This window comes from Piscinibacter sp. XHJ-5 (assembly GCF_029855045.1).
Classification (GTDB): domain Bacteria; phylum Pseudomonadota; class Gammaproteobacteria; order Burkholderiales; family Burkholderiaceae_C; genus Albitalea.
On record NZ_CP123228.1, the window covers coordinates 975,416 to 999,894 of the forward strand.

A 24,479-nucleotide genomic window follows, 5' to 3' on the forward strand; every position below is an offset into this window, starting at 1 on the left:
GCCTGCAAATATTTGGGGACAGACCCCGATAAAAGTGGTTGAGGCATTTGCTGCAACGCAGTATTCTCCGGGCCATCCCTTAGTCAGCCGGAGAACGCCATGCACGAGGCGGTCCACGGGGTCCCTTCCCCCGAAGAATTGCAACAGACCGCCGAGCGCGGCCTCTATGACCCCAGTCGCGAGCACGACGCCTGCGGCGTCGGCTTCGTCGCCCATATCAAAGGCATCAAGGCGCACGGCATCGTCGAGCAGGGCCTGAAGATCCTGGAGAACCTCGACCATCGCGGCGCGGTCGGCGCCGACAAGCTGATGGGCGACGGTGCCGGCATCCTGATCCAGATCCCCGACGATTACTTCCGCGCCGAGATGGCCGCACAGGGCGTGGAGCTGCCGCCCTTCGGCGAATACGGGGTCGGCATGATCTTCCTGCCGAAGGAGCACGCCTCGCGGCTGGCCTGCGTGCAGGAGCTCGAGCGCGCGGTGAAGGCCGAGGGCCAGGTGTTGCTCGGCTGGCGCGATGTCCCGGTGGACCGCGAGATGCCGATGTCGCCCACGGTGCGCGAAAAGGAGCCGGTGATCCGCCAGATCTTCATCGGCCGCGGCCCCGACGTGATCGTGCCCGACGCGCTCGAGCGCAAGCTCTACGTGATCCGCAAGACGGCGTCCAGCGCCATCCAGGCGCTCAAGCTCACCCACAGCCGCGAGTACTACGTGCCCAGCATGAGCTGCCGCACGATCATCTACAAGGGCCTGCTGCTGGCCGACCAGGTGGGCCGGTACTACAAGGACCTCCAGGATTCGCGCGTCGTTTCGTCGCTGGCCCTCGTGCACCAGCGCTTCTCCACCAACACCTTCCCCGAATGGCCCCTTGCGCACCCGTACCGCATGGTCGCGCACAACGGAGAGATCAACACCGTCAAGGGCAACTTCAACTGGATGCGCGCCCGCGAAGGCGTGATGAAGTCGCCGGTGCTCGGCGATGACCTGAAGAAGCTGTACCCGATCAGCTTCGAAGGCCAGTCCGACACCGCCACCTTCGACAACGCGCTCGAGCTGCTCACGATGAGCGGCTATTCGCTCGCCCACGCCGCGATGATGATGATCCCGGAGGCGTGGGAGCAGCACACGCTGATGGACGAGCGCCGCCGTGCCTTCTACGAATACCACGCGGCGATGCTGGAGCCGTGGGACGGCCCGGCGGCGATGGTGTTCACCGACGGCCGCCAGATCGGCGCCACGCTTGACCGCAACGGCCTGCGCCCGGCTCGCTACATCGTCACCGACGACGACCTCGTCGTGATGGCCTCCGAGTCCGGCGTGCTGCCGATCCCGGAGAACAAGATCGTCAAGAAGTGGCGCCTGCAGCCCGGCAAGATGTTCCTGATCGACCTGGAACAGGGTCGCATCGTCGACGACGAGGAGCTGAAGAACCAGTTCGCCTCCGCCAAGCCGTACCGGCAGTGGATCGAGAGCGTGCGCATCAAGCTCGAGGAGATCGCGGTCGACGCCGAGCAGCCACAGTTCAGCGAGAGCCTGCTGGATCGCCAGCAGGCTTTCGGCTACACGCAGGAAGACCTCAAGTTCCTGATGAGCCCGATGGCGCAGTCGGGCGAGGAGGGCGTGGGCTCGATGGGCAACGATTCGCCGCTGGCGGTGCTGTCCGACAAGAACAAGCCGCTGCCCAACTACTTCAAGCAGCTGTTTGCGCAGGTCACCAACCCGCCGATCGACCCCATCCGCGAGGCGATCGTGATGTCGCTGGTGTCGTTCATCGGCCCCAAGCCCAACCTGCTCGACATCAACGCGATCAACCCGCCGATGCGCCTCGAGGTGCCTCAGCCCATCCTCGATTTCGAGGACATGGCGCGACTGCGCCAGATCGAGAGGCACACCCACGGCAAGTTCAGGAGCTACGAGCTCGACATCACCTACCCGCTCGCCTGGGGCCACGAGGGCATCGAGGCCAAGCTTGCGTCGCTGTGCGCCGAGACGGTGGACGCGATCAAGACAGGCCACAACATCCTCATCATCAGCGACCGCCGCATGGACCGCGACCATGTCGCGATCCCGGCGCTGCTGGCGCTGTCGGCCGTGCACCAGCACCTGGTCCGCGAGGGCCTGCGCACCACCGCCGGCCTGGTGGTCGAGACCGGATCGGCTCGCGAAGTGCATCACTTCGGGGTGCTCGCCGGCTACGGCGCCGAGGCCGTGCATCCCTACCTCGCGATGGAGACGCTGGCCGAGCTGCACCAGCAACTGCCGGGCGACCTGTCGGCCGAAAAGGCGATCTACAACTACGTCAAGGCGATCGGCAAGGGCCTGTCGAAGATCATGTCGAAGATGGGCGTGTCGACGTACATGTCCTATTGCGGTGCCCAGCTCTTCGAGGCCATCGGCCTGGAGAAGGCGCTGGTGGACAAGTACTTCCGCGGCACCGCATCCCAGGTCGGCGGCATCGGCGTGTTCGAGGTGGCAGAAGAGGCGATCCGGATGCACCGCTCCGCCTTCGGCGACGACCCGGTGCTGCAGGGCATGCTCGACGCCGGCGGTGAATACGCCTGGCGGGTGCGCGGCGAGGAGCACATGTGGACGCCCGACGCGATCGCCAAGCTGCAGCACAGCGCGCGCGCCAACCGCTTCGACACCTACAAGGAATACGCGCAGATCATCAACGACCAGTCGCGGCGCCACATGACGCTGCGCGGTCTGTTCGAGTTCAAGTTCGATCCGGCCAAGGCGATCGCCGTCGACGAGGTGGAGCCGGCCGCCGATATCGTCAAGCGCTTCGCCACGGGCGCGATGTCGCTGGGCTCGATCTCCACCGAGGCGCATTCCACGCTGGCCATCGCGATGAACCGCATCGGCGGCAAGAGCAACACCGGCGAAGGCGGCGAGGATCCGGCCCGCTATCGCAACGAGCTGAAGGGCATTGCGATCACCGACGGCACGAAGGTCAGCGAGGTCGTCGGCGAGAAGGTCATCGAGGCCGACTACGAGCTGAAGGCGGGCGACTCGCTGCGCTCCAGGATCAAGCAGGTGGCTTCGGGCCGCTTCGGCGTCACCACCGAGTACCTGGTGTCGGCCGACCAGATCCAGATCAAGATGGCGCAAGGCGCCAAGCCCGGAGAGGGCGGCCAGCTGCCCGGCGGCAAGGTCAGCGAGTACATCGGCTTCCTGCGCTACTCGGTGCCGGGCGTCGGCCTCATCTCGCCGCCGCCGCACCATGACATCTATTCGATCGAGGACCTTGCGCAGCTGATCCACGACCTCAAGAACGCCAACCAGAAGGCGAGCGTCAGCGTCAAGCTCGTCAGCGAAGTCGGCGTCGGCACGATTGCCGCAGGCGTGGCCAAGGCGAAGGCCGACCATGTCGTCATCGCGGGCCATGACGGCGGCACCGGCGCGTCGCCGTGGAGCTCGATCAAGCATGCCGGCACCCCGTGGGAGCTGGGCCTGGCCGAGACGCAGCAGACGCTGGTGCTGAATCGCCTGCGCTCGCGCATCCGCGTGCAGGCCGACGGCCAGATGAAGACGGGGCGCGACGTGGTCATCGGCGCGCTGCTCGGCGCAGACGAGTTCGGCTTCGCGACCGCCCCGCTGGTCGCCGAGGGCTGCATCATGATGCGCAAGTGCCACCTCAACACCTGCCCGGTGGGCGTGGCCACGCAGGACCCGGTGCTGCGCAGGAAGTTCCAGGGGCGGCCCGAGCACGTCGTCAACTATTTCTTCTTCGTCGCCGAGGAAGCGCGCCAGATCATGGCGCAGCTGGGCATCCGCAAGTTCGACGAGCTGATCGGCCGGGCCGACCTGCTCGACACGAAGAAAGGCATCGCGCACTGGAAGGCGAAAGGCCTCGACTTCAGCCGCATCTTCCACCTGCCGCCGGTGCCGAACGAAGTCCCGCGCCGGCAAGTGGAGGAGCAGGACCACGGGCTCGCCAAGGCGCTCGACAACCGTCTCATCGACAAGTGCCGTCCGGCCTTCGAGCGCGGGGAGAAGGTGCAGTTCATGGAGGAGGCGCGCAACGTCAATCGCACGGTCGGCGCGATGCTGTCGGGCGAGCTGATCCGCCGTCATCCCGAGGGCCTGCCCGACCAGACGATCTTCATCCAGTTCGAGGGCACCGGAGGCCAGAGCTTCGGCGCTTTCCTCGCAAAGGGCATCACCTTCTACCTGATCGGGGACGCCAACGACTACACCGGCAAGGGTCTGTCGGGCGGGCGCATCGCCATCCGCCCCAGCATCGACTTCCGCGGCGACGCGACCAAGAACATCATCGTCGGCAACACGGTGCTGTACGGCGCGACCAGCGGCGAAGCCTTCCTGCGCGGCGTCGCCGGCGAGCGTTTCGCCGTGCGGCTGTCGGGCGCGACGGCGGTCGTGGAGGGCACCGGCGACCACGGGTGCGAGTACATGACCGGCGGCACTGTCGTCGTGCTCGGCCAGACCGGGCGCAACTTCGCCGCCGGCATGAGCGGCGGCATCGCCTACGTCTACGACGAGGACGGGCGCTTCGCCGAGCGCTGCAACACCGCCATGGTGGCGCTCGAGAAGGTGCTGCCTGCAAAGGAGCAGGAAGCGACAGTGGATCGCGGCATCTGGCACAAGGGCCTCGCCGACGAGGTGCTGCTGAAGAAGCTCATCGAAGAGCAGCACAAGTGGACCGGCTCGCTGCGCGCGCGCGACATCCTCGACCACTGGGCCGAGGCCCGCTCCAGGTTCGTGAAGGTGTTCCCGCACGAATACAAGCGAGCACTGGGCGAGCTGCAGGCGGCACGCGAGGCCGGCGACACCATTGCCAAGGCCAGGGCCGCGGACAAGAAGACCAAGGCCGTGCCTGCCAAGTAAGGCGCGGCGTCAGGAAACCACATCGGGAACATCATGGGAAAAGTCACCGGCTTTCTGGAGTACGGACGCGTCGAGGAGCACTACGCGCCCGTGGAGACACGCGTCAAGCACTACAAGGAATTCGTGCTGTCGCTGAAGGAGGAAGAGGCCAAGATCCAGGGCGCACGCTGCATGGACTGCGGCATTCCGTTCTGCAACAACGGCTGCCCGGTCAACAACATCATTCCGGACTTCAACGACCTCGTGTACCGCGGCGACTGGAAGAACGCCTGGCGGGTGCTCGACTCGACCAACAACTTCCCCGAGTTCACCGGCCGCATCTGTCCGGCGCCCTGCGAGGCGGCGTGCACGCTGAACGTGAATGACGACGCAGTGGGCATCAAGAGCATCGAGCACGCCATCATCGATCGCGCCTGGACCGAGGGCTGGGTCGAGCCGCGCCCGTCCAGGCAGCGCACCGGCAAGACGGTGGCGGTGGTCGGATCGGGTCCGGCCGGACTGGCGGCGGCCCAGCAGCTCGCGCGCGCCGGCCACTCGGTGACCGTGTTCGAGAAGAACGACCGCATCGGCGGTCTGCTGCGCTACGGCATTCCCGATTTCAAGATGGAGAAGTCGCACATCGACCGGCGCATCGAGCAGATGCGCGGCGAAGGGGTCGTGTTCCGCGAGGGCGTGATGGTCGGCCACCTGCCGGAAGGCAGCAAGGTCACCAACTGGGCGAAGGAGATCATCAGCCCCGACACGCTGAAGGCCCAGTTCGATGCCATCGTGCTGACCGGCGGGGCCGAGCAGCCGCGCGACCTGCCGATGCCTGGACGCGATCTGGAAGGCATCCATTTCGCGATGGAGTTCCTGCCGCAGCAGAACAAGATCAACGCCGGCGACAAGGTCAAGGGCCAGCTTCGCGCCGACGGCAAGCACGTCATCGTGATCGGCGGCGGCGACACCGGCAGCGACTGCGTGGGCACCAGCAATCGCCACGGCGCGGCGAGCGTGACGCAGTTCGAGCTTCTGCCGATGCCGCCGGAGCAGGAAAACAAGCCGCTGGTGTGGCCCTACTGGCCGATCAAGCTGCGCACCTCGTCGAGCCACGAAGAGGGCTGCGAGCGCGAGTTCGCCATCGCCACGAAGGAGTTCATCGCCGGCGAGGGCAAGGACAAGGGCAAGGTCAAGGCCCTGAAGGCGGTGCGCGTCGAGTGGCAAGGCAACAAGATGGTCGAGGTGCCGGGCAGCGAGCAGATCCTGCAGGCCGACCTCGTCTTGCTGGCCATGGGCTTTGTCGGTCCGGTCGGCACGGTGCTCGACGCCTTCGGGGTCGAGAAGGACCCGCGAGGCAACGCTCGCGCAAGCACCGACTTCGCCGGCGGCTACAAGACCAATGTCGACAAGGTGTTCGCCGCCGGCGACATGCGTCGGGGCCAGTCGCTGGTCGTGTGGGCGATCCGGGAGGGCCGGCAGGCGGCGCGGGCGGTGGACGAATTCCTGATGGGGTGGAGCGACTTGCCGCGTTGATGCGTCCGGCTAGCGCGTAGAAGACTCCACCGCCTCGAAATTCAGCTCGACGCGGGCCTTCGGTGCCGCGAGGTCCGGGCCGGGTGCGCTGGAGTCGAAGCGCATCTCGTCGAGGGCCAGCATTGCGGCCTCGAGCAGCGGCGGCGCCAGCTCGGGTTCGGTCCGATGGACGGCAACCGCGCGTCCGCCTTCGTCGAGCTGTGCAATGAGCAGCGCGTGACGCGGACCATCGCCCAGCAGCGCCTCGGGCAAGCGGATCGTCACCGCGCCGCCATCGACGTAAGAAGGCGGCGGCGCGCCGACGGCTGCCGGCGCGCTCAGAGGCGGCGGAGCAGGTGGCGCGGCGTCGCGCACGGTGGCGTGGGCGGCGGTGCCCGTGCCCCTTGCTGCCGCCTGGCGCTTGTCGGTGTCGGCGGCTTCCGGCTCGAGGTCGCGCCGCGGGTCGTGCGACGACGTCGCGCGGTCGATGAGGCGCACCGTCATGCTGATCGGGCCCGCACTGGCAGGTTGCCCAGGGTGCGACTGCCATGCAGCGAGCAGGATGCCGTGCGCCAGCACGACCGACACCGCGGCGACCGTGAGTGGACGCGGCCAGCGAGGAGTCGGACGGCGTGCAAGCAGCATGGCGGCCGGTTGGATCACTGCTCGGTGTTGAGCTCGCGCCAGGAGGTGCGGCGAGTGGAGCCGCTGGGCTTGTTGATCGGGTGATTGACCGTTTCGACCTCGCCATCGCCCCTGGACGCGTGGTCCTTGCAGACGGCATTGGGCAGGCAGCCGACGTTGCTGCTGCTCAACGTGGAGTCCACGCGCTGGCTGACGGTGTCGTTCGTCCCGGCAATGGGCGCCCCGGTCCGGTAGTCGAAGAAGTTGAAGAAGCCGTAGCCGCCGGCCGAGCAGGCGTTGGGGTCGAGCACGTTCGTCGTGAACACCAGCGTGCCGAGCGTCAACTGCGGATCCGTGTTGGCTCGCTCGCGCGAGGCGGGAAGGTCCACGAACCAGCCGTCCTTGGTGGTGATGTCCACGGCGTTGTTGGTGCCGGTGCGCGTGATGCGGCCCGGCGTGCAGAAGGTCGATCCCGTCGGGCAGGTGGAGTCGGTCAGCGTCTGCTGGACGAAGTTGTTGGTCGTGGACCGGGGAATGCCGTAGCTGACGGTGCCCAGCCTGTCCTTGATCGCATAGATGCTCTGCTGGGTGCTGTCGGACAGGTCCGAGGTGCCCAGGTAACGCCCGGTGCCGACGTACACCATGGCGTTGCCGTTCACCAATGCGAGCTCGGGCCGCGCCGTCACCGATTGCACGTTGCCGGCGTCGCCGCGCAGCGTGGCGAGCAGCTGCGCGTCGCGGCCGGCCGCACCGATGTCGCCGTTGATGTCGAAGCGCCAGACATTGCCGAGCAGATCGCCCGCGTACACCCGCTGCGCGGTGTTGTCGATGTCGGCGTGGTCGGCCCAGGCACGGATGTGCGCCAGGCCGCTCGGCGTGCCAGCGGACCCGTCGCCGGTGTCGATCGGCGTTCCGACCAGGGCGCCCGTGGCGGCGTCGATCACGAAGAGGTAGCCGTGGCCGTCGCCGGGCGAGACGTTGTTGTAGCCGGACGCCACGATGGCGACCCATTGGCCCGTCTTGAGCTTGGTGATCTCGGCCTTGCCGGGGGTGAGGCCCAGGTTCGTGTGCGTGAACTCCCACAGGACGGTGGGGTTGGTGGGATCGGTCACGTCGAGCGCGTAGTACGCGCGTCCGCCGAAGCCCAGGCTGCCCACGAGCACGGTGCGCCATTGACCGCCGATGAATGCATCGCTCACGACGGGCGAGCCGTCGACGAAGTACTGGTGGCGGTTGCCATAGTCCTTGTCCGCCAGCTTGTACAGCTTGGGCAGCACCGCCTGCGGCACGTACGCCCAGCGTTCTGCGCCGGTGGTGGCATCGAACGCGTGCAGCATGCCGTCGTTGGCCGCCACGTACACCATCGCCACCCGGTTCTGGATCGCCGCCGACGCCTTGTACGTGGCATAGCCGGTGTCGGCGTAGCTGAACTTGGGCAGCTTCACGTAGACCGCTTCGGAGTTCACGATGTCGCCGAGCAGGTGCGCGCGCTGACGGTAGTACTTGCTCGGATCCGCCAACCCGCCCTCGTTGGTGCGGTCGCCGCGCAGGAAATTGACCAGCTTCTCGCCGGCGGCATCGGATTGCGCCGTCGCGGACAGGCAGGTGGTGCCGAAGGAGCAGAACTGGCTCAGCGACCCGGCGCTCGTCATGTGGGTCGTCTCGAAATACGCCTTCTCCGCCGTGGTCAGGCTGGCCCACTCGAAGGTCTTGCGGTGGGTGGACGCGTTGCTGCTGTCGTAGGTGTAGATGACACGCGACGTGTTGGCGTCGAGCTGGGACTGGGCCGACCAGTCGATCGTCGGCTCGATCGCGGCGGTCGACAGGTTGATCTGACGCCGCTGCAACTGGCCCGTCCACTCCTGGGCCATGAAGTTGGAGCTGAAGATGAAGTTGTCGCCCGAGGAGACGTTCGGGTTGCTGGTCGTGGCCGCGGCGGCGCCGCCGCGGCGCTTGTTGATGCTGCTCAGTGCGGCCGACAGACCGCTGTACAGCGTGGCCGGGTCGGTGGCGCTGAAATAGGTGCCGTGACCGTTGACGGCGGCGTGCCAGAGGTCGTCGATCGCCGTCTGCGTGTTGTTGGCCGGCACCGGCCAGTTGCAGTCACCGCTCGATTGCCAGCTGCAGACGGCGTTGGCCGGGTCTGCCGCCAGGCCGTTCTTGACGGCGAAGTAGTCGCCGGAGCTGGCAGTGAGGTAGTCCGACTGGAACTGCATGTAGCCCGAGGCACCGAGGCCCAGCGTGAACGTGGTCATGTGCTGGTATGTGGCGACGTCGTTGGAGTCGGCCGGTACGGCATTGGCGCACACGTCGACGCCAGCGCCGAGCGCGCCGGTGCAGTTGTTCAGCGTCGCCTGGTCACGCAGGTCGGTCTTGTAGTAGTAGGCGGCCACGTCCGCCAGCGTGTTGGCGGTGGCGGTTCCGTCGAGATAGGGGCGCGCAAGGGTCGAGTCCTGATCACCGAGCTGAGTGCCGTTCAGATTGGTCGGCGTCGAGCTTTCGTTCCAGTAGCCGTCCGTCGACAGGATGGTGAAGTTCTTCTGGCACGAGTACTGCACCGGGTCGGCCGCGGCCACGCCGTTGACCGTGGTCAGCTTGCCGGCGAACAGCTTGCCCGCGGTCGACAGCGCTGCGCGCAGCGGCGTCGTGCTGTTCGGCCGCGCGGCCTGCAGCTTGGTGAACCAGTTGACCTTCTCGGCGGCCTCGAACTTGGCGAAGTTGTGGAAGTCGGTGCCCGTGCTGTTGTTGATGCTCATGTAGGCGACCCGGAACTGGTCCGAGAGCCCCGAGAAGGCGAGGCTGGCCGACGACTTCATCATCTGCATCCGCGTGCGGTAGTACGTCCACCAGTTCGCGAAGTTGGTCATCTCCTCGTCGTAGGTGCAAGTCGTGCCCGCGCAGTCGCTGCGCGAGCCCGTCTTGGGATAGGACGTGGTGGTGGGAACGATGTCCGTGCGCACGAACGAGCCGTACCAGCCGGCCGGCACCGCCGGCTGCGCCGCAACGGCCGCGGTGTAGCCGCCGAAGGCCGAGGGATTGGTGGGCGTGAACGTGCAGGTCGAGGTCGCCGTGGCCGTCAGGACGACTGCATAGCCGTTGGCATTGACACCGGCCGGCGCGGTGATCGTGACGGTGCGCCCGCCGTTGGTGGCGACAGCGGTGTAGCCCGAGGCCCCGCTGACGTGGCTCGCGACCTCGCTGCCCAGGTTGTCGCGGTTGTTCACGAGCGACGTGGCGCTGGAAAGGATGTTGGTGCCGTTGACGGTCAGGCTCTGCACGGCCACCTTGCGGCCGCTGCTGCAACCGGACACGTTCATGGTGAACGAGGTGCTGGCCCGGACCTCGGCGGTCGCGGGTGTTCCGGCGGTTCCGGTGGTGAAGAACTTCGTCGGGAAGCGGGCGCGGCTGTACGTGGAGGTCTGCTGGGCCTGGCACGAGTTGGCCGCCGGCACGGCCGCGCGCGCATTCGCATCGGTGTCGCACCAGCGCAGCGACGCGGGAATGTTGTAGGTCGCGCTCTGCGTCGCCTGGCAGTTGCGCAAGGTGATCGAGGTGCAGTACTCGCCCGCAACGATGCTGTAGTAATGGGGTCCGAAACTGCGCGTCTGCGTCGTCGGTGCATCCGGCGCGCCGACCGCGATGGAGCCGGTGCCGGTCGCCGTGACGTAGTGCTCGACCGTGTAGTTCTTGTTGTTGACGGTCCCCGGCAGCACGTAGTTGCCGTTGCGCAGGCAGTCGCCGTAGCTGGTGTCCGTGCACCACGCCAGGTCGTAGAAGCCGGACACCAGGTTGGTCGATGTCGTGCTCTGGATACCGTAGGCGTCGTCGCGAACCGATGTCCAGCCCGCCGTGTTGGCCGAGGTCTGGCTCGGATAGAGATCGCCGGTGCCGCCGGTGCCGTGCGAGGGCGGCAGGTACCGGATGGCCGGGTTGTAGTAGATGCTGTTGAACGCGCTGGAGCGGTGCAGCGGCTGTCCGTACAGGTTTCCGCCCGAGGTTCTCCTGCACTGCAGGGCGAACGAGCCCGAGTTGCTGCTCGTCGCACCCGCGCTGCGGCAGTGCTGGTCCGCGGCCCAGTCGGGCATGAAGTCCGACGACATGCTGCCCGAATCGTCCAGGATGAACATCAGGTTGGACAGCACGGACGAAGGCGCCGACGTGACGAGCGGAGCGGTTGCGATGTCGGTGGTCGCCGCATGCGCCGTCACGGCGGCGGCGATGGCGCCGATCAGTGCCGCCGCGCGCCACACCTTCGGCGTGGACTGGATGGTGTTCATGGCAACCTCTTCCTCTCTGCGATCTGCTTATGGGGTGCGAGCCGCGCTCACATGGCGACGATGACCTGCACGATGCTCGATGTGTTGCGCGGCCCGACCACGCGCGCGGTGATGCGGTAGTACTGCTGGTTGGGCAGCTTGACGGGAACGGTTCCCGTGCCCATGCCGCCGCCTTCTTCGCCCACCACGCGCGGTGCGACGGAGCAGCCGATGCCGCTGTTGGGGTCGCCCACCGCGTTGCACATCCGGTGGATGACGTAGGACACCGTGTTGCCCGATGCATCGGCTGCCAGCGTGTTGACGCGGCCAGTCGCGACCAGGGTGTCCTTCCAGAAGGTTTCCCACGACACGCCGGCGGCCGGATCCTGGCGCGCGGCGAAATAGCCGACGGGCGCGCCGCTGGCCGTGGTGGTGTACAGGGTGCCGCCGGTGTTGTTCGCTTCGAGCCAGGCGATTGCGGTCTCGACGCCGACGTCGGCCGCCTGCGTCGCCGCCTGCTGGAACGCCAGGTTGCCGGCCACGCGGTTTCCGGTGGTCACCGAGCGCATCAGCGCGATGCCCGCCAGCGTCATGGCCACCAGGACGATCAGCGACACGATCAGAACGACGCCTCGCTGCCGGGCGGCGGGCCGGTGGTCGATGCTCAGCATGGTTGCACCCCTTGCCATGCCATGTTGCGCAACGGGACGGTGGTCTCGAAGGTCCTGTAGCGATACCGCTGCCAATCCGCGTTGCCCGACAGATCGATCGGCGCGCTGGCCGAGCCGGACCAGGCGGGGGCGCTCGCGGACACGGCCGTCTTCTCCAGTTGCGAATTGCGGGCGACGAGGGAGAGGCGCAGCGCCGTCACCCGGGTCCAGCCGCATGCGCCCACCGGATCGGTGCGATCGTAGGCATCGACGACGGAGTCCATCGGCGCGCTGGTGTCGCGGCCATAGTCGGCGCGCAGGCTCACGATGTTGTCGCCGATCGGGACCCAGATCGCCGAGTTGTTGACGCTTGCCGCGAGGCTGCAGTCGTTGGCCATGTAGTCGCAGACGGTCAGGGCACCGTTGCGGACCGCATAGACGCGTATCGTGGGCGCGGCGCCCACGTTGTACAGCGTGCCGTTCGTCATGCCGGCCACCCCCGTGGCCACGCTCACGTTGGGCGGGCTCGGAGATGTCACGGCGGTGACGGGCTCCATGGTGACGTTGCAGGGAACGGGGCGAGGGTCGATCAGGGGGACCGCGATGATCCGGTCACCGATCGCGAACGACGTGGGGGTCGTCACCGTGTACACATTGGCCGTGGCCGGTGGCTGCGTGATGACGCGGTCGCCTTCGGTGGGCCCGGCCGTATTGCCGTAGACCACGACCAGCGTGTCGGTGTTGGCATCGCCTGCCGGAATGTTGGGATGGTTGATCGTCACCGGGGCGATGGTGTTGACCGACCAGGTGGCCGGTGCGGGCAACGACACGTTGCAGCCGATCAGCGCCAATGCGGCGACGCCGTGACCTGATTGGCGAATCTCGCGCTGCAGGGTCATGAGGACCACGGCGCCGTTGGTCTGTGCGTCATCGCCCCCGACGGTGGTGCGCTTCGACCCTTCGGACAGCTGGAAGACCTGCATGATGACGATGACGGCGACCATTCCGATCACCAGGCCGACCATCAGCTCCACGAGGCTGACGCCTCGCTGAGCGGATCGGTGCGGACGACGGCAGCTTTTCAATCGATGCTCCTGCTGGTCCTACTTGATCTGAGTGACGACGGTGAGTTGATGCACCGGGTCGGCCGCGGGCTCGTTGGGCGCCTTCCACGACAGGGTGATGGTCACGCGGCTGCTCGGCGTGCCGCCGACACCGCCTGCAGGCACGGAGACGACGGTCACGGTCGGCGGGTTCGCCGCCGAGCCGGGCAGGGCGGCCTGGACCTGCGGCAGCCAGCTGGTGTATTCGGTGCCGGAGGTCGCGAAGTTGGTATTCAGCGTCGCATAGGTGCGATCGGTCACCCACATGCGCCCGATCAGGTCGTTGGCCAAGAGGCTGGCATCCGTGCGGTAACGAGCCGATGACGACTGCTTCACGGAATTGGCTTGAAGGCCCACGATCGACAGGACGCCGATCGAGAAGATCAGGATGGAGACCAGGACTTCCAGCAGCATGAAGCCGGACTGCGGATGCGGCAGCGTCGTGGAGCGGCGTGGGCGTGACATGTCAGCAGCCTTGCGGATCGGGAAGCGAGAACTTCGGATTGCACATGCGCAACTGGCCGGCCGGCGAGACGACGATCCGAAGGCAAGTCACGGGGCCGCCGGCGTCCGCGCAATCGCCGATCGTCGGATTCGACAGGGTGATGCTCACGTTACCGGCCGGGACGGGGGTGATGCGGCCCAGGCCGTTGAACACGACGCTCGACACCCCGCCGGTCGCCACCACCAGGCCGGTCGGTGTATTGACGCCATCGCGCTTGTGCAGGATGCGCGGCGCGGCCGCATCGTCCGGGGCCGTGCCGCAGGACCCGACGACGGCGTTCGGATCCGAATCAGGGTCCAGGTTGACCACCCAGTTGGCGCTCGAAGTGCTGAGCGCACAGGTGTCGTCCAGCGTCGACGTGAACTGGAACCGCACCCGCGCATTGCGGCTGACCGCCTCGGCCTTGGCCTGCTGGAGTCCGGCCAGGATGGATTCGGCCGACGAGCGCAGCCGGCTGTTCTGGATCCAGGTGGAGAAGCTGGGTGCGCCCAGCATCAACAGGAAGGCGAGCAGGGCGATCACGACCATCAGCTCGATGAGCGTCAGGCCGACGTGCCCGCGGCGCGGATTCAGCATTGGCCGTCCTTTCGAACGACCCAGCAATTGTTGGGCGAGTGTGTCGTCCACCCCGACGGAACGGCCGAGGTCTTGGTGTTGGCCTGATTGACGGTGTAGGTGAACCCGGCCATGGCACCCTTGCCGACCGCCTGGATCGTGACTTGCGTCGCGGTCTGCACGCTGCAGGACAAGTTGAAGTAGGTGCCCGTGGAATCGGCCACGCAAGCCGGATTGGTGGCGCCGACATACGTGCGGTTGTCCTGGAAGAACTGCTCCGCCTGAACCTGGCGCGTCGCGAGTGCGGACGTCGCCTCCGGGATTCGGCCGCGCGTAAGGTAGTCGCGATAGGCCGGGACGGCAACCACCGAGAGGATGGCGACGACCGCGACCACGATCATGATCTCGATCAGCGTGAAGCCGCGTTGACGGGGGCCGGTGTCTCGGTTCAGATGCAGCATGTTTGAAATCCTGGAGGTGGCGGAATTGTCGGTACCCGGGCGATCGCGCTGGAGCCAGTCGTCGGACCGGGCAGACCGTTCATCTTCGAGCCCCGGGGACGAAGCCGGCCGCAGGCCTGCGCTGCAACTGTTACGTCGGTGCGCCGGGTCGCACGGCCTAGGGTAGTCCCGGACAGCGCGCCATCGCGTGAGAGAATAGGCCGCAAGCTCCGGCGGTGCAGCAGGACGAAAAGCCGCCCGGTTACCGAAGAACCTCTGCGGGCGGCCCTGCGGCCCCACACCACCCGATTGAACTCCGACAGCCTGATCGAGATCGATCACGTCACGTTCGGCTATGACGCCAGCCGCACGATCCTCAACGACGTGACGCTGCGCTTCGCACGCGGCAAGGTCACCTCCATCCTCGGTGGCTCCGGCTGCGGCAAGACCACGCTGCTGCGCCTCATCGGCGGAAGCAACACCGCCAACTCCGGCGAGGTCCGCTTCGATGGAGAGAAGGTCGATCCGCGAGACCGCGAGCGCATGTTCCGCATGCGCCGCCGCATGGGCATGCTGTTCCAGTTCGGCGCGCTCTTCACCGATCTCTCGGTATTCGACAACGTCGCCTTCCCGCTGCGCGAGCACACCGATCTGCCGGAGTCGATGGTGCGCGACATCGTGCTGATGAAGCTCAATGCCGTCGGCCTGCGCGGCGCCGCGGGCCTGCGCATCTCCGAGGTCTCGGGTGGCATGGCGCGACGCATCGCTCTCGCGCGGGCGATCGCTCTCGATCCCGAGCTGATCATGTACGACGAGCCCTTCGCCGGCCTGGATCTCATCTCCATGGGCGTGGCGGCCAACCTGATCCGCACGCTCAACGACGTCACCGGCGCCACCTCGCTCGTCGTGTCCCATGACGTACCCGAATGCATGGCGATCAGCGACCACGTGATCCTGATGGCGCCGGGCGGGCGCATCGTCGCGCAAGGCGTGCCGTCGGCGCTGATGAACTCCACCGACCCCGAGGTGCGGCAGTTCGTGCGCGGCGAGCCCGACGGCCCGGTGAAGTTCCACTATCCGGCGCGGTCGCTGGCCGAGGACTTCGACGTTCGCTCGGAGACTGCCGCATGAACGCGCTGCGCGAGCTCGGCGCCCGCACGCTTGCGATGCTGCGCTCGCTGGGCCATGCGAGCTTCTTCTTTGCCGACATCGTGCGCGCCGTGCCGGCGGCGCTGCGGCGCTTCAACCTCGTCGTCACGCAGGTTCATGCCGTCGGCAATCTCTCGCTGCTGATCATCCTCGCCTCCGGCATGGCCGTCGGCTTCGTGCTCGCGCTGCAGATGTACTACGCGCTGGTCACCTACGGGGCCACCGAGTCGCTGGGGCTCATCGTCAACCTCTCGCTGGTGCGCGAGCTCGGCCCGGTGGTGGCGGCATTGCTGTTCGCGGGTCGGGCGGGTACCTCGCTCACTGCCGAGATCGGCCTCATGAAGGCCGGCGAGCAGATCGCGGCGATGGAGATGATGGCCATCGATCCCAAGAGCCGCGTGCTCGCCCCCCGCTTCATCGGCGGCGTGGTGTCCATGCCCTTGCTCGCGATTCTGTTTTCCGCGGTCGGCATACTCGGCGCCTACGTGGTGGCGGTCCTGCTGCTCGGTGTGGACGCCGGCAACTTCTGGTCGATCATGCAGGCGCGCGTCGATGTGTGGCGCGATGTCGGCAACGGCGTGCTGAAGAGCATCGTGTTCGGGATCATCTGCACGGCCGTCGCGCTGTACCAGGGTTACGAGACCCAGGCCACGCCCGAAGGCGTCGCGTATGCGACCACCCGCACGGTCGTGATCTCGTCGCTGGCGGTGCTGGGCACGGATTTCGTGCTGACCGCGCTGATGTTTTCGACCGCCTGAACCAGGCGCGTCCGGGGAAGAGTGATGACGAAAAAGGGAATCGAAACACTGGTCGGGCTGTTCGTGCTGATGGGGCTCGCGGCCCTCGTGTTCCTGTCGCTGAAGGCTGCCAATCTGGCCAGCTTCGGCAACCGCGACAGCTACACGGTCACGGCGCGCTTCGACAACATCGGCGGACTGAAAGCCCGCTCGCCGGTGCGCAGCGCGGGAGTCACGGTCGGTCGCGTCACCTCCATCACGCTGGACCAGAAGTCCTTCCAGGGGCTGGTCACGATGGATCTCGACAAGGGCGTGCAGTTTCCCAAGGACTCGTCCGCGCGCATCCTCACGTCGGGACTGCTCGGCGATCAGTACATCGGCATCGAACCGGGCGGCGACGAGAAGAACCTGGCGGCAGGCGATGTGATCCGCCAGACGCAATCGGCGGTCGTTCTGGAAAGCCTCATCAGCCAGTTCCTCTTCAGCAAGGCGGCCGATGGCGCCAACCCCACGCCGGCTGCACCGGCGGGCCAGGCCGCGCCCCCTGCGGCCGCGGGAGCGAAGAAGTGATTTCGCCGCTCGCGCTGCAGCGTGCCGGCCGGTCGGCGGTGCTGCTCGCGCTGGCCGCCACGCTGCCGGGATGTTCCACCCTGGGCGCGCGCACGGCCGGAGACCGCGTCGACCCCTGGGAGAAGTGGAACCGCCGCGTCTTCATCTTCAACGAGCGCCTGGACGAGAACGTGCTCAAGCCGGTGGCCGTGACCTACAGCAACGTCGTGCCGCGGCCGACGCGCAACGGCATCGCCAACTTCTTCGGCAATGCGGCCGATGCCTGGTCGGCGATCAACAACTTCCTCCAGGGCAAGTTCACCAACGGCTTCCAGGACGCCATCCGCTTCGGCACCAACACGGTGTTCGGCCTGGCCGGCTTTCTCGATGTCGCCACCGAGTTCGGTCTCGATCACCAGTACGAGGACTTCGGCCAGACATTGGGCACCTGGGGCTTCGGACCCGGTGCCTACGTCGTCTGGCCCCTGTTCGGGCCGTCGAGCGTGCGCGAGTCGCTGGCGCTGCCGCTAGACCGTGCCGTCTCGCCGGCGCTTGCGGTGAACGACGGCGCGGTGAAGTGGGAGCTGACCGGGCTGCAGATCATCAATACGCGAGCAAGTCTGCTCGGCGCGAGCAAGGTGCTCGACGACATCGCGCTCGACAAGTACACCTTCGTGCGCGACGCCTATCTGCAGCGGCGCCGCAGCCTCGTCTACGACGGCGAGGAGCCGCAGAAGGGCGATGAATCGAAGTCGCAGGGCGACGAATCGAAGACGCAGTCTGCTGAACCGGCCGCCGCCCCTGCGTCCGCGCCCCAGCAAGCCGCGCCCGAGGCCAAGCCGCCGGCGAAATAAGGCAAGGCCAACCGGTTTGCCGGATCGGACGTTGTTCCGTGGCGCGCCGAACTCCGGCACGAAACGACCCTCCAACGTCCGTGCCAAGAGGCTCAACAGAAAGGTAATCGAATGTTTTCTCGACGTATCGCTCTCATGCTCTCGCTGGCCGCAGGCCTGGTGTGGATCGGCGCCCCTTCGCATGCGCAGACACAGGGTCCCGAAGCGCTGATCAAGCAGGTGTCCACCGAAGTGCTCGACGCCGTGAAGGCCGACAAGTCGATCAAGGCCGGCGATGTCAACAAGATCATCGCGCTGGTCGATGCCAAGGTGATGCCGCACGTGAACTTCCAGCGCATGACGTCCGCAGCGGTCGGCCGCTACTGGCGCCAGGCCACGCCCGAGCAGCAGAAGCGCCTGCAGGACGAGTTCAAGGTGCTGCTGGTGCGCACGTATTCCGGCGCGCTGGCCCAGGTCCAGAACCAGACCGTGCAGGTCAAGCCGATGCGCGGCAGCGCCGACGACGCCGAGGTCATCGTGAAGACCGAGGTTCGCGGCCAGGGTGACCCGATCCAGCTCGATTACCGCCTGGAGAAGACGTCCAATGGCTGGAAGATCTACGACGTCAACGTGCTCGGCGTGTGGCTGGTGCAGAACTACCAGAACAGCTTCGCGCAAGAGATCGGCGCCAACGGGATCGACGGCCTGATCGCCAAGCTGGCCGAGCGCAACAAGGCCGCCGGCGCGCGCAGCTGAGCGACAACGGGAGGCATGACGATGCTGTTGCTGCCGGCCACGCTCACGATGAGTGAAGCGCGTGACGCGCTGGGGATGCTGTCGCAGGCGTTGCGGCGCGAGCCGGACACCGGCGTCGTCATCGATGCGTCGGGCCTGCAGCAGTTCGACACCTCCGCCATCGCCGTGCTTCTCGAATGCCAGCGGCTCGCGCACGACTGGGGCAAGGGCCTGGAGGTTCGCAACACGCCGCCCAAGCTCGCCGCCCTGGCCAAGCTGTACGGCGTGGACGGCATTGTTCCGCTGGGGTCTGCGTAGCCAAGCGCCCGCCGCATGCGGCACAACGGTCCGCGGTTGACCGCTAAGCCGCGTACCGCTTCGCTCTCAGGTTGCGCTTTATCTCCTGCAGCACGGGCCTCAACTCGCCTGGCAGGCGCAGCGCCACGGCGGTGGTCAGGATGTCGATCACCATCAGATGGAGCAATCGCGACACCATGGGGCTGTAGCGGTCATAGTCCTCCGGATGATCCACGGCCAGCAAGACCTGGTTGGCCCCTTGCGCCGTTTGCGCCAGGGGTGAGCCGCTCGCAGTGATGAGGATGGTGGTCGCGCCCTTCTTGCGCGCGATGTCGGCCGCATCGAGCAGATCGCGGCTGCGACCGGAATTGCTGATGATGACCAGGCAGTCGCCCGGCCGCAGCATGGTCGCGCTCATCACCTGGATGTGGCCGTCGCTGACGGCGGCGGTGTTGACGCCGAGGCGAAAGAACTTGTGCTGCGCGTCCTGCGCCACGATGCCGGAGTTGCCGACGCCGTAGAACTCGATGCGGCGGCCCGTCTGTCCTGCGGCCGTCAGCGCCGAGATCGCCCGTTCGAAGGCGTGACTGGCCGCGTCGTTGCGGTACCTCAGCAGCGCCGACACGGCGTTGTCGATGACCTTGACGATGACGTCTCCAGGCTTGTCGTCTTCGTCGACGGCCCGGTGGACGAACGGCACGCCTTCATTGACGTTGCCCGCGAGCTTGAGCTTGAAGTCGGCCAGGCCGTCGTAGCCGATACTGCGGCAGAAGCGCACCACGGTGGGCTTGCTGACATGCGAACGCTCGGCGAGCTCGCCCACGGGGAGACTGGCGAAGCTGCGCGGGTCGGCCAGCACGAGCTTGGCCACCCGCTGCTCGGCGGGAGGCAAGGCGGGAATCGAGGCGCGAATGCGGTCCAGCATGACCTATTGCTCTTCGGCCCAGGCGAAGCCGTCGCGCGCCACCAGCGCGCTGGCGGCCGCCGGTCCCCACGTTCCCGCCGCATAGGGGCGCGGGCCGCCGCCGGCGTCGTTGTCGCGCCCCCATGCGTCAAGGATGGGCTCGACCCAGCGCCACGCCTGCTCCTGTTCGTCGCTGCGCACGAAGAGGTTCAGCCGGCCGGCGATGGCGTCCATCAGCAATCGCTCGTAGGCGCCGACGCGGTTCTCGGCGAAGGCCTTCTCGAAGTCGAGATCGAGGAACACCGGAGCGAGCGTCTCGGGCTGGCCGGCGCCCTTGGCCGCGAGCAGGTGAAGCTCGAGCCCGTCCTCGGGCTGAAGCTTGATGACGAGCTTGTTGGGCTGGTTGATGCCGGGAAAGATGCTGTGCGGCGTGGGGCGGAAGTTCACGACGATCTGGGCGTCGCGCGCGGCCAGCCGCTTGCCGGTGCGCAGGTAGAACGGCACGCCCGCCCAGCGCCAGTTCTCGACCTCCGTGCGCAGCGCGACGAAGGTCTCGGTCTTGCTGCCGTGGGGCACCTTCGGCTCCTCGAGATACCCCGGAACCGGCTTGCCGTTGGAGGTGCCCTTGCGGTATTGCCCGCGGACCACGTCGCGCGCCACGCTCTCGTCGGTGAAGGGCTTCAGCGAGCGCAGCACCTTGAGCTTTTCGTCGCGGATCGCATCGGCGTCGTTGCGCGAAGGCGGCTCCATCGCCACCATGGTCAGCAGCTGCAGCGCATGGTTCTGGATCATGTCGCGCAGGGCGCCGGTGCGGTCGTAGAAGTCGCCGCGCGTGCCGACGCCGATGTCCTCGGCAAGCGTGATCTGGATGTTGGCGATGCTCTCGCGGCGCCACAGCGGCTCGAACAGCGCGTTGCCGAAGCGCAGCGCCATCAGGTTCTGAACCGACGGCTTGCCAAGATAGTGATCGATGCGGAAGGCCTGCGTCTCCCTGAACACCGAGCGCACGACGCGGTTGATCTCCTGCGCGCTCGCCAGGTCGTGGCCCAGCGGCTTCTCGAGCACGACGCGGATGTGCGGCTCGTTGAGCCCCCCGGCGCCGAGCTGCTCGCAGATCATGGGGAACAGGTGCGGGCTGGTGGCCAGGTACAGCACCACGGTGTCGGCATTGCGCTCTTGCAACCACTGCTTGAGCCGCGAGTAGTGCTCGGGCTGCGAGAGGTCCATGCGACGGTAGTGGACCAGCTGGGCGAAGCGCTCGAACTCCTCGTCGCTCGGCCGCTTCTCGTGCACGACCTCCTGGAAGCGCTCCTTCAGCCAGGCGCGATACCGCTCGTCGGTGTGTTCGTCGCGAGCGACTGCGAGGATGCGTCCGGAGGGCGGCAGCTTGCCGTGACGGAAAGCCTGGAACAGCGCCGGCATCAGCTTGCGCCACGTGAGGTCGCCGGTGCCACCGAAGAGGACGAGATCGAAGGACATGGGCTCGCGGGATGTAATTTAGTTTCATCCGAATGATGCCGAAGTTTCTTCGGCGGGTCAACGCCGACGGAGTACCGCGGCGGGCGGGCGCTCACGAATTTCGCAGCTGTTACGGGGACCCCGGCATGATCCGTTCTAATGGAGCCTGGCGCGCCGCGCAGGATCCTCCATGAACCAACTCGACCAGCTCAAACAGTTCACCACCGTCGTCGCCGACACCGGCAATTTCAAGCAGCTGGCGCAGTTCTCGCCGCGTGACGCCACGACCAATCCTTCGCTGATCCTCAAGGCCGTGCAGCAGCCCGACTACGCTCCCCTGCTGCAGGAAACGGTGGCCCAGTACAAGGACTGGCCGCACGAGGAGGTGGTCGAGCAGGTGCTGGTGCGCTTCGGCCTCGAGATCCTCAAGCTGATCCCGGGACGGGTCTCCACCGAGGTGGACGCCCGGCTGAGCTTCGATTGCGCCGCCACGGTGGCGCGCGCACACCGCATCGTGGCGCTGTACGAGGCCGCCGGCATCCCGCGAGAGCGTGTCCTGGTGAAGATCGCCGCCACCTGGGAGGGCATCCAGGCCGCGCGCATCCTCGCGCACGAGGGCATCCACTGCAATCTGACGCTGCTGTTCTCCTTCTGCCAGGCCGTGGCCTGCGGGGATGCGGGCGTGACGCTGATCTCGCCTTTCGTCGGCCGCATCTACGACTGGCACAAGAAGGCGGCGGGCGCATCCTGGAACGAGGCCGCCAACGCCGGTGCCAACGACCCCGGCGTAAGCTCGGTGCGGCAGATCTACACCTACTACAAGAAGTTCGGCATCGACACCGAGGTGATGGGCGCGAGCTTCCGCAACGTCGGCCAGATCCTCGCGCTTGCGGGCTGCGACCTGTTGACGATCAGCCCCGAACTGCTGGCTGCGCTGCAGGCCAGCGAGGTCCCGGTCGTGCGCGAGCTGGACCCCGAGGCCGCCAAGACCGCTTCCATTCATGCGGTCACCTACAACGAAGCAAGCTTCCGCTATGCGCTGAACGAGGACGCCATGGCCAGCGAGAAGCTCTGTGAAGGCATACGCGCCTTCGCTGCCGACGCGGCGAAGCTCGACGCACTCATCCACGCCATGTCATGAAGTCTTCCCGTTGCGATCAAACCGAAGCCTGGTCCGCCCTGCGCGGTCACTACGAGGCGCACGGCCGCGAGTTCGACCTGCGCGAGGCGTTCGCCCGCGATCCCGGCCGCTTCGCCGCGCTGGCGGTCGAGGCGCCGTCGATCTTCGCGGACCTGTCGAAGAACCTCGTCGACACCGCGACCGTGCACTTCCTCGTCGACCTCGCCCGCGAATGCGGACTGGAGGCGCGCCGCGACGCCATGCTGCGCGGCGACCCGATCAATCACACCGAGGGCCGCGCGGTGCTGCACACGGCCCTGCGCGCGCCGCGCGGGCAGGGGCCATTCGCCGACGAGGTGCACGGCGTGCTCGACGAGATGCTGGCCTACGTGGAGACCGTTCGGGACACCCGGGCGAGCGGCATCCGGCACGTCGTCAACATCGGCATCGGTGGCAGCGACCTCGGCCCCCAGATGGTCGTTCCGGCGCTCGATGCCTTCGTCCATCCCGGACTGCACTTTCACTTCGTCAGCAACGTCGACGGCCACGACATCGCAGCGGTGCTGCGCCACCTCAAGCCCGCCGAGACGCTGTTCATCGTGGCCAGCAAGACCTTCACGACGCAGGAGACGATGGCCAACGCGCACGCCGCGCGGGACTGGTTCACCTCCAACGGAGGAACCGACATCGCCCGGCACTTCGTCGCGACCACGACCAACGTGCAGGCCGCGGCCGCGTTCGGCATCACGACCACCTTCGGCTTCTGGGACTGGGTGGGTGGCCGCTATTCCCTGTGGTCGGCCATCGGCCTGCCGATCGCGCTGGCCATAGGCGCCGATCACTTCCGCGCGCTCCTGGGCGGAGCGCATGAGATGGACCGCCATTTCGCCGAGGCGCCGCTGGCGCGCAACCTGCCGGTGCTGCTGGCGCTGATCGACGTCTGGTACCGCAACTTCCACGGCTTCACGAGTCGCAGCGTCGCGCCGTACCACCAGGGGCTGAAGCGTCTGCCGGCCTATCTGCAGCAGCTCGAGATGGAAAGCAACGGGAAGCGAGTCGATCTGGACGGCGATGACCTGCCGTTCGCGACCAGCCCGGTGGTGTGGGGTGAGCCCGGCACGAACGGGCAGCACGCGTACTTCCAGATGCTGCACCAGGGCACCGACGTGATCCCCGTCGAGTTCATCCTGGTCAAGCGGCCCACCCACGCGCTGAGCGGCCTGCACCACAAGCTGCTGGCCAACGGGCTGGCGCAATCGCAGGCGCTCATGCTGGGCAAGCGTACCGAGCAGGCGTTGACCGAAAAGGCGCCCACGGCGTCTCGACAACTCGATGCGCACACCGTGGCGCGGCATCGAACCTTCCCGGGCAATCGCCCGAGCACGACCTTGATGCTCGACCAGCTGACTCCGACAAGCCTCGGGGCACTGATCGCGCTGTACGAGCACCGCGTGTTCGCCGCCGGTGCGCTGTGGGGCATCAACAGCTTCGACCAATGGGGCGTCGAGCTCGGCAAGGCCCTCTGCAACGACTTGCTGCCCCGCCTGGCAAGCGGGGATACCGCGGGCCTGGACGCTTCCACGGCCGGCCTGCTGGCCCGCTTGCGCGCATGAACGTCGTCTTCGATTTCGGCGGCGTCGTGTTCCGCTGGCAGCCGCATGAATTCATGGCGCGGCTGCTGCCGCACCACGCGACGGGGGAGGCCGCGGTCGCGGCGCTGGTGACCGAGTTTTTCCAGGGCTACAGCGGGGACTGGGCCGAGTTCGACCGCGGGATGGTCGACGAGGCCAGGCTGGCCCAGCGGATCGCCTGGCGCACCGGGATCGCGCTGCCCGATGTCCAGAAGATCATCGATGCGGTGCCGTTCGAGCTGCAGCCGGTGGAGCCCATGGTGCGGCTGATGGAGCGGCTGCGCGAAGGCGGACATCGCCTCTTCTTCCTGTCCAACATGCCTGCACCCTATGCGCAACACCTCGAGACGACGCATGAGTTCATGCGCTGGTTCGAGGGCGGCGTGTTTTCTTCGCGGGTGCAGCTGGTCAAGCCCGAGCCGGCGATCTTTCACGAGGCGGTGCGCCGCTTCGGGGCCGCACCGAACGAACTGCTGTTCATCGACGACTTTGCGCTGAACGTGAAGGCGGCGCGGGCGCTGGGATGGCAGGCGGTGCACTGCCTGAGCGCCCAGCAAGTGGAGGCCGATCTGGCGGCCCGCGGCTTGCTGTAGC

At 67.0% G+C, this 24,479-nt stretch carries 20 protein-coding genes; 11 read left to right on the plus strand and 9 right to left on the minus strand.

Annotated elements, in window-relative coordinates; translation table 11 throughout:
- Positions 1 to 99 precede the first annotated feature (99 nt).
- Positions 100 to 4,848, plus strand: coding sequence for a glutamate synthase-related protein (locus tag P7V53_RS04630; protein WP_280154306.1), 4,749 nt, complete (start codon positions 100 to 102; stop codon positions 4,846 to 4,848).
- Between the two features lie 33 nt (positions 4,849 to 4,881).
- Complete coding sequence (locus P7V53_RS04635) at positions 4,882 to 6,360, plus strand: glutamate synthase subunit beta (RefSeq protein WP_280154307.1); 1,479 nt, start codon at positions 4,882 to 4,884, stop codon at positions 6,358 to 6,360.
- 9 nt (positions 6,361 to 6,369) lie between these two features.
- Here P7V53_RS04635 and P7V53_RS04640 read toward each other — a convergent pair whose 3' ends face one another.
- From P7V53_RS04640 to P7V53_RS04670, 7 genes are read right to left on the minus strand one after another with little or no spacing between them, the layout of a single operon-like run.
- Positions 6,370 to 6,984 (minus strand): hypothetical protein, encoded by a 615-nt coding sequence (locus tag P7V53_RS04640; RefSeq protein ID WP_280154308.1) that lies wholly within the window; start codon positions 6,982 to 6,984, stop codon positions 6,370 to 6,372.
- A 14-nt stretch (positions 6,985 to 6,998) separates the two neighbouring features.
- Positions 6,999 to 11,240 carry a PilC/PilY family type IV pilus protein gene (locus tag P7V53_RS04645; RefSeq protein WP_280154309.1) on the minus strand — a complete coding sequence of 1,414 codons (4,242 nt, stop codon included), beginning with the start codon at positions 11,238 to 11,240 and terminating at the stop codon, positions 6,999 to 7,001.
- 47 nt (positions 11,241 to 11,287) lie between these two features.
- Positions 11,288 to 11,890: a PilX N-terminal domain-containing pilus assembly protein gene (locus P7V53_RS04650; protein WP_280154310.1), complete on the minus strand. Its 603-nt coding sequence runs from the start codon at positions 11,888 to 11,890 to the stop codon at positions 11,288 to 11,290.
- A complete protein-coding gene (locus P7V53_RS04655; RefSeq protein WP_280154311.1) occupies positions 11,884 to 12,954 on the minus strand; it encodes a PilW family protein in 1,071 nt (356 codons plus the stop codon). Before P7V53_RS04655 ends, P7V53_RS04650 begins: the two co-directional genes overlap by 7 nt.
- 18 nt (positions 12,955 to 12,972) lie before the next feature.
- Entirely contained in the window at positions 12,973 to 13,386 is a 414-nt protein-coding gene (gene pilV, locus P7V53_RS04660) for a type IV pilus modification protein PilV (protein ID WP_280154312.1), read from the minus strand.
- Positions 13,387 to 13,438: 52 nt separating this feature from the next.
- The gene (locus P7V53_RS04665; protein WP_280154313.1) at positions 13,439 to 14,053 is read right to left on the minus strand and encodes a GspH/FimT family pseudopilin; all 615 of its coding nucleotides are present in this window, start codon (positions 14,051 to 14,053) and stop codon (positions 13,439 to 13,441) included.
- On the minus strand, positions 14,047 to 14,493 hold the full coding sequence (locus P7V53_RS04670; RefSeq protein ID WP_280154314.1) for a type IV pilin protein: 447 nt from the start codon (positions 14,491 to 14,493) through the stop codon (positions 14,047 to 14,049). Before P7V53_RS04670 ends, P7V53_RS04665 begins: the two co-directional genes overlap by 7 nt.
- Before the next feature lie 288 nt (positions 14,494 to 14,781).
- Between P7V53_RS04670 and P7V53_RS04675 the strand changes: the two genes are divergently transcribed.
- The 6 genes from P7V53_RS04675 (at position 14,782) to P7V53_RS04700 (ending at position 18,793) form a co-directional block, all read left to right on the plus strand.
- Positions 14,782 to 15,603 carry an ATP-binding cassette domain-containing protein gene (locus P7V53_RS04675; RefSeq protein ID WP_280154315.1) on the plus strand — a complete coding sequence of 274 codons (822 nt, stop codon included), beginning with the start codon at positions 14,782 to 14,784 and terminating at the stop codon, positions 15,601 to 15,603.
- The gene (mlaE, locus tag P7V53_RS04680) at positions 15,600 to 16,379 is read left to right on the plus strand and encodes a lipid asymmetry maintenance ABC transporter permease subunit MlaE (protein ID WP_280154316.1); all 780 of its coding nucleotides are present in this window, start codon (positions 15,600 to 15,602) and stop codon (positions 16,377 to 16,379) included. The genes P7V53_RS04675 and mlaE overlap by 4 nt, the downstream gene beginning before the upstream one ends.
- A 24-nt stretch (positions 16,380 to 16,403) precedes the next feature.
- Complete coding sequence (gene mlaD, locus P7V53_RS04685) at positions 16,404 to 16,928, plus strand: outer membrane lipid asymmetry maintenance protein MlaD (RefSeq protein ID WP_280154317.1); 525 nt, start codon at positions 16,404 to 16,406, stop codon at positions 16,926 to 16,928.
- Entirely contained in the window at positions 16,925 to 17,761 is an 837-nt protein-coding gene (locus P7V53_RS04690; protein WP_280154318.1) for a VacJ family lipoprotein, read from the plus strand. The genes mlaD and P7V53_RS04690 overlap by 4 nt, the downstream gene beginning before the upstream one ends.
- 111 nt (positions 17,762 to 17,872) lie before the next feature.
- Positions 17,873 to 18,496, plus strand: a complete 624-nt coding sequence (locus P7V53_RS04695; RefSeq protein WP_280154319.1) for an ABC transporter substrate-binding protein — start codon at positions 17,873 to 17,875, stop codon at positions 18,494 to 18,496.
- Between the two features lie 15 nt (positions 18,497 to 18,511).
- A complete protein-coding gene (locus tag P7V53_RS04700; protein ID WP_348273461.1) occupies positions 18,512 to 18,793 on the plus strand; it encodes an STAS domain-containing protein in 282 nt (93 codons plus the stop codon).
- A gap of 43 nt (positions 18,794 to 18,836) precedes the next feature.
- On the opposite strand, the gene P7V53_RS04705 is transcribed toward P7V53_RS04700, so the two are convergent.
- Entirely contained in the window at positions 18,837 to 19,697 is an 861-nt protein-coding gene (locus P7V53_RS04705) for a MurR/RpiR family transcriptional regulator (RefSeq protein ID WP_280154320.1), read from the minus strand.
- 3 nt (positions 19,698 to 19,700) lie between these two features.
- Positions 19,701 to 21,155: a glucose-6-phosphate dehydrogenase gene (gene zwf / locus P7V53_RS04710; protein ID WP_280154321.1), complete on the minus strand. Its 1,455-nt coding sequence runs from the start codon at positions 21,153 to 21,155 to the stop codon at positions 19,701 to 19,703.
- Between the two features lie 169 nt (positions 21,156 to 21,324).
- Here zwf and tal point away from each other — a divergent pair, with 169 nt between their 5' ends.
- The 3 genes from tal to P7V53_RS04725 are packed head-to-tail and all read left to right on the plus strand — an operon-like array spanning position 21,325 to position 24,478.
- Positions 21,325 to 22,275, plus strand: a complete 951-nt coding sequence (gene tal / locus P7V53_RS04715; RefSeq protein WP_280154322.1) for a transaldolase — start codon at positions 21,325 to 21,327, stop codon at positions 22,273 to 22,275.
- Positions 22,272 to 23,867 carry a glucose-6-phosphate isomerase gene (pgi, locus tag P7V53_RS04720; RefSeq protein ID WP_280154323.1) on the plus strand — a complete coding sequence of 532 codons (1,596 nt, stop codon included), beginning with the start codon at positions 22,272 to 22,274 and terminating at the stop codon, positions 23,865 to 23,867. The genes tal and pgi overlap by 4 nt, the downstream gene beginning before the upstream one ends.
- Positions 23,864 to 24,478, plus strand: coding sequence for an HAD family phosphatase (locus tag P7V53_RS04725; protein ID WP_280154324.1), 615 nt, complete (start codon positions 23,864 to 23,866; stop codon positions 24,476 to 24,478). Before pgi ends, P7V53_RS04725 begins: the two co-directional genes overlap by 4 nt.
- Position 24,479: the final 1 nt, after the last annotated feature.

Bases quoted from the DNA above. Each gene is read 5' to 3' on its own strand.
- P7V53_RS04670 (WP_280154314.1), bottom strand. From the start codon at position 14,493: ATGCTGCATCTGAACCGAGACACCGGCCCCCGTCAACGCGGCTTCACG.
- P7V53_RS04635 (WP_280154307.1), top strand. From the start codon at position 4,882: ATGGGAAAAGTCACCGGCTTTCTGGAGTACGGACGCGTCGAGGAGCAC.
- zwf (WP_280154321.1), bottom strand. From the start codon at position 21,155: ATGTCCTTCGATCTCGTCCTCTTCGGTGGCACCGGCGACCTCACGTGG.
- P7V53_RS04650 (WP_280154310.1), bottom strand. From the start codon at position 11,890: ATGCTGAGCATCGACCACCGGCCCGCCGCCCGGCAGCGAGGCGTCGTT.
- P7V53_RS04630 (WP_280154306.1), top strand. From the start codon at position 100: ATGCACGAGGCGGTCCACGGGGTCCCTTCCCCCGAAGAATTGCAACAG.
- P7V53_RS04705 (WP_280154320.1), bottom strand. From the start codon at position 19,697: ATGCTGGACCGCATTCGCGCCTCGATTCCCGCCTTGCCTCCCGCCGAG.
- pgi (WP_280154323.1), top strand. From the start codon at position 22,272: ATGAAGTCTTCCCGTTGCGATCAAACCGAAGCCTGGTCCGCCCTGCGC.
- tal (WP_280154322.1), top strand. From the start codon at position 21,325: ATGAACCAACTCGACCAGCTCAAACAGTTCACCACCGTCGTCGCCGAC.
- P7V53_RS04665 (WP_280154313.1), bottom strand. From the start codon at position 14,053: ATGCTGAATCCGCGCCGCGGGCACGTCGGCCTGACGCTCATCGAGCTG.
- pilV (WP_280154312.1), bottom strand. From the start codon at position 13,386: ATGCTGCTGGAAGTCCTGGTCTCCATCCTGATCTTCTCGATCGGCGTC.
- P7V53_RS04700 (WP_348273461.1), top strand. From the start codon at position 18,512: ATGACGATGCTGTTGCTGCCGGCCACGCTCACGATGAGTGAAGCGCGT.
- mlaE (WP_280154316.1), top strand. From the start codon at position 15,600: ATGAACGCGCTGCGCGAGCTCGGCGCCCGCACGCTTGCGATGCTGCGC.
- mlaD (WP_280154317.1), top strand. From the start codon at position 16,404: ATGACGAAAAAGGGAATCGAAACACTGGTCGGGCTGTTCGTGCTGATG.
- P7V53_RS04640 (WP_280154308.1), bottom strand. From the start codon at position 6,984: ATGCTGCTTGCACGCCGTCCGACTCCTCGCTGGCCGCGTCCACTCACG.
- P7V53_RS04695 (WP_280154319.1), top strand. From the start codon at position 17,873: ATGTTTTCTCGACGTATCGCTCTCATGCTCTCGCTGGCCGCAGGCCTG.
- P7V53_RS04645 (WP_280154309.1), bottom strand. From the start codon at position 11,240: ATGAACACCATCCAGTCCACGCCGAAGGTGTGGCGCGCGGCGGCACTG.
- P7V53_RS04725 (WP_280154324.1), top strand. From the start codon at position 23,864: ATGAACGTCGTCTTCGATTTCGGCGGCGTCGTGTTCCGCTGGCAGCCG.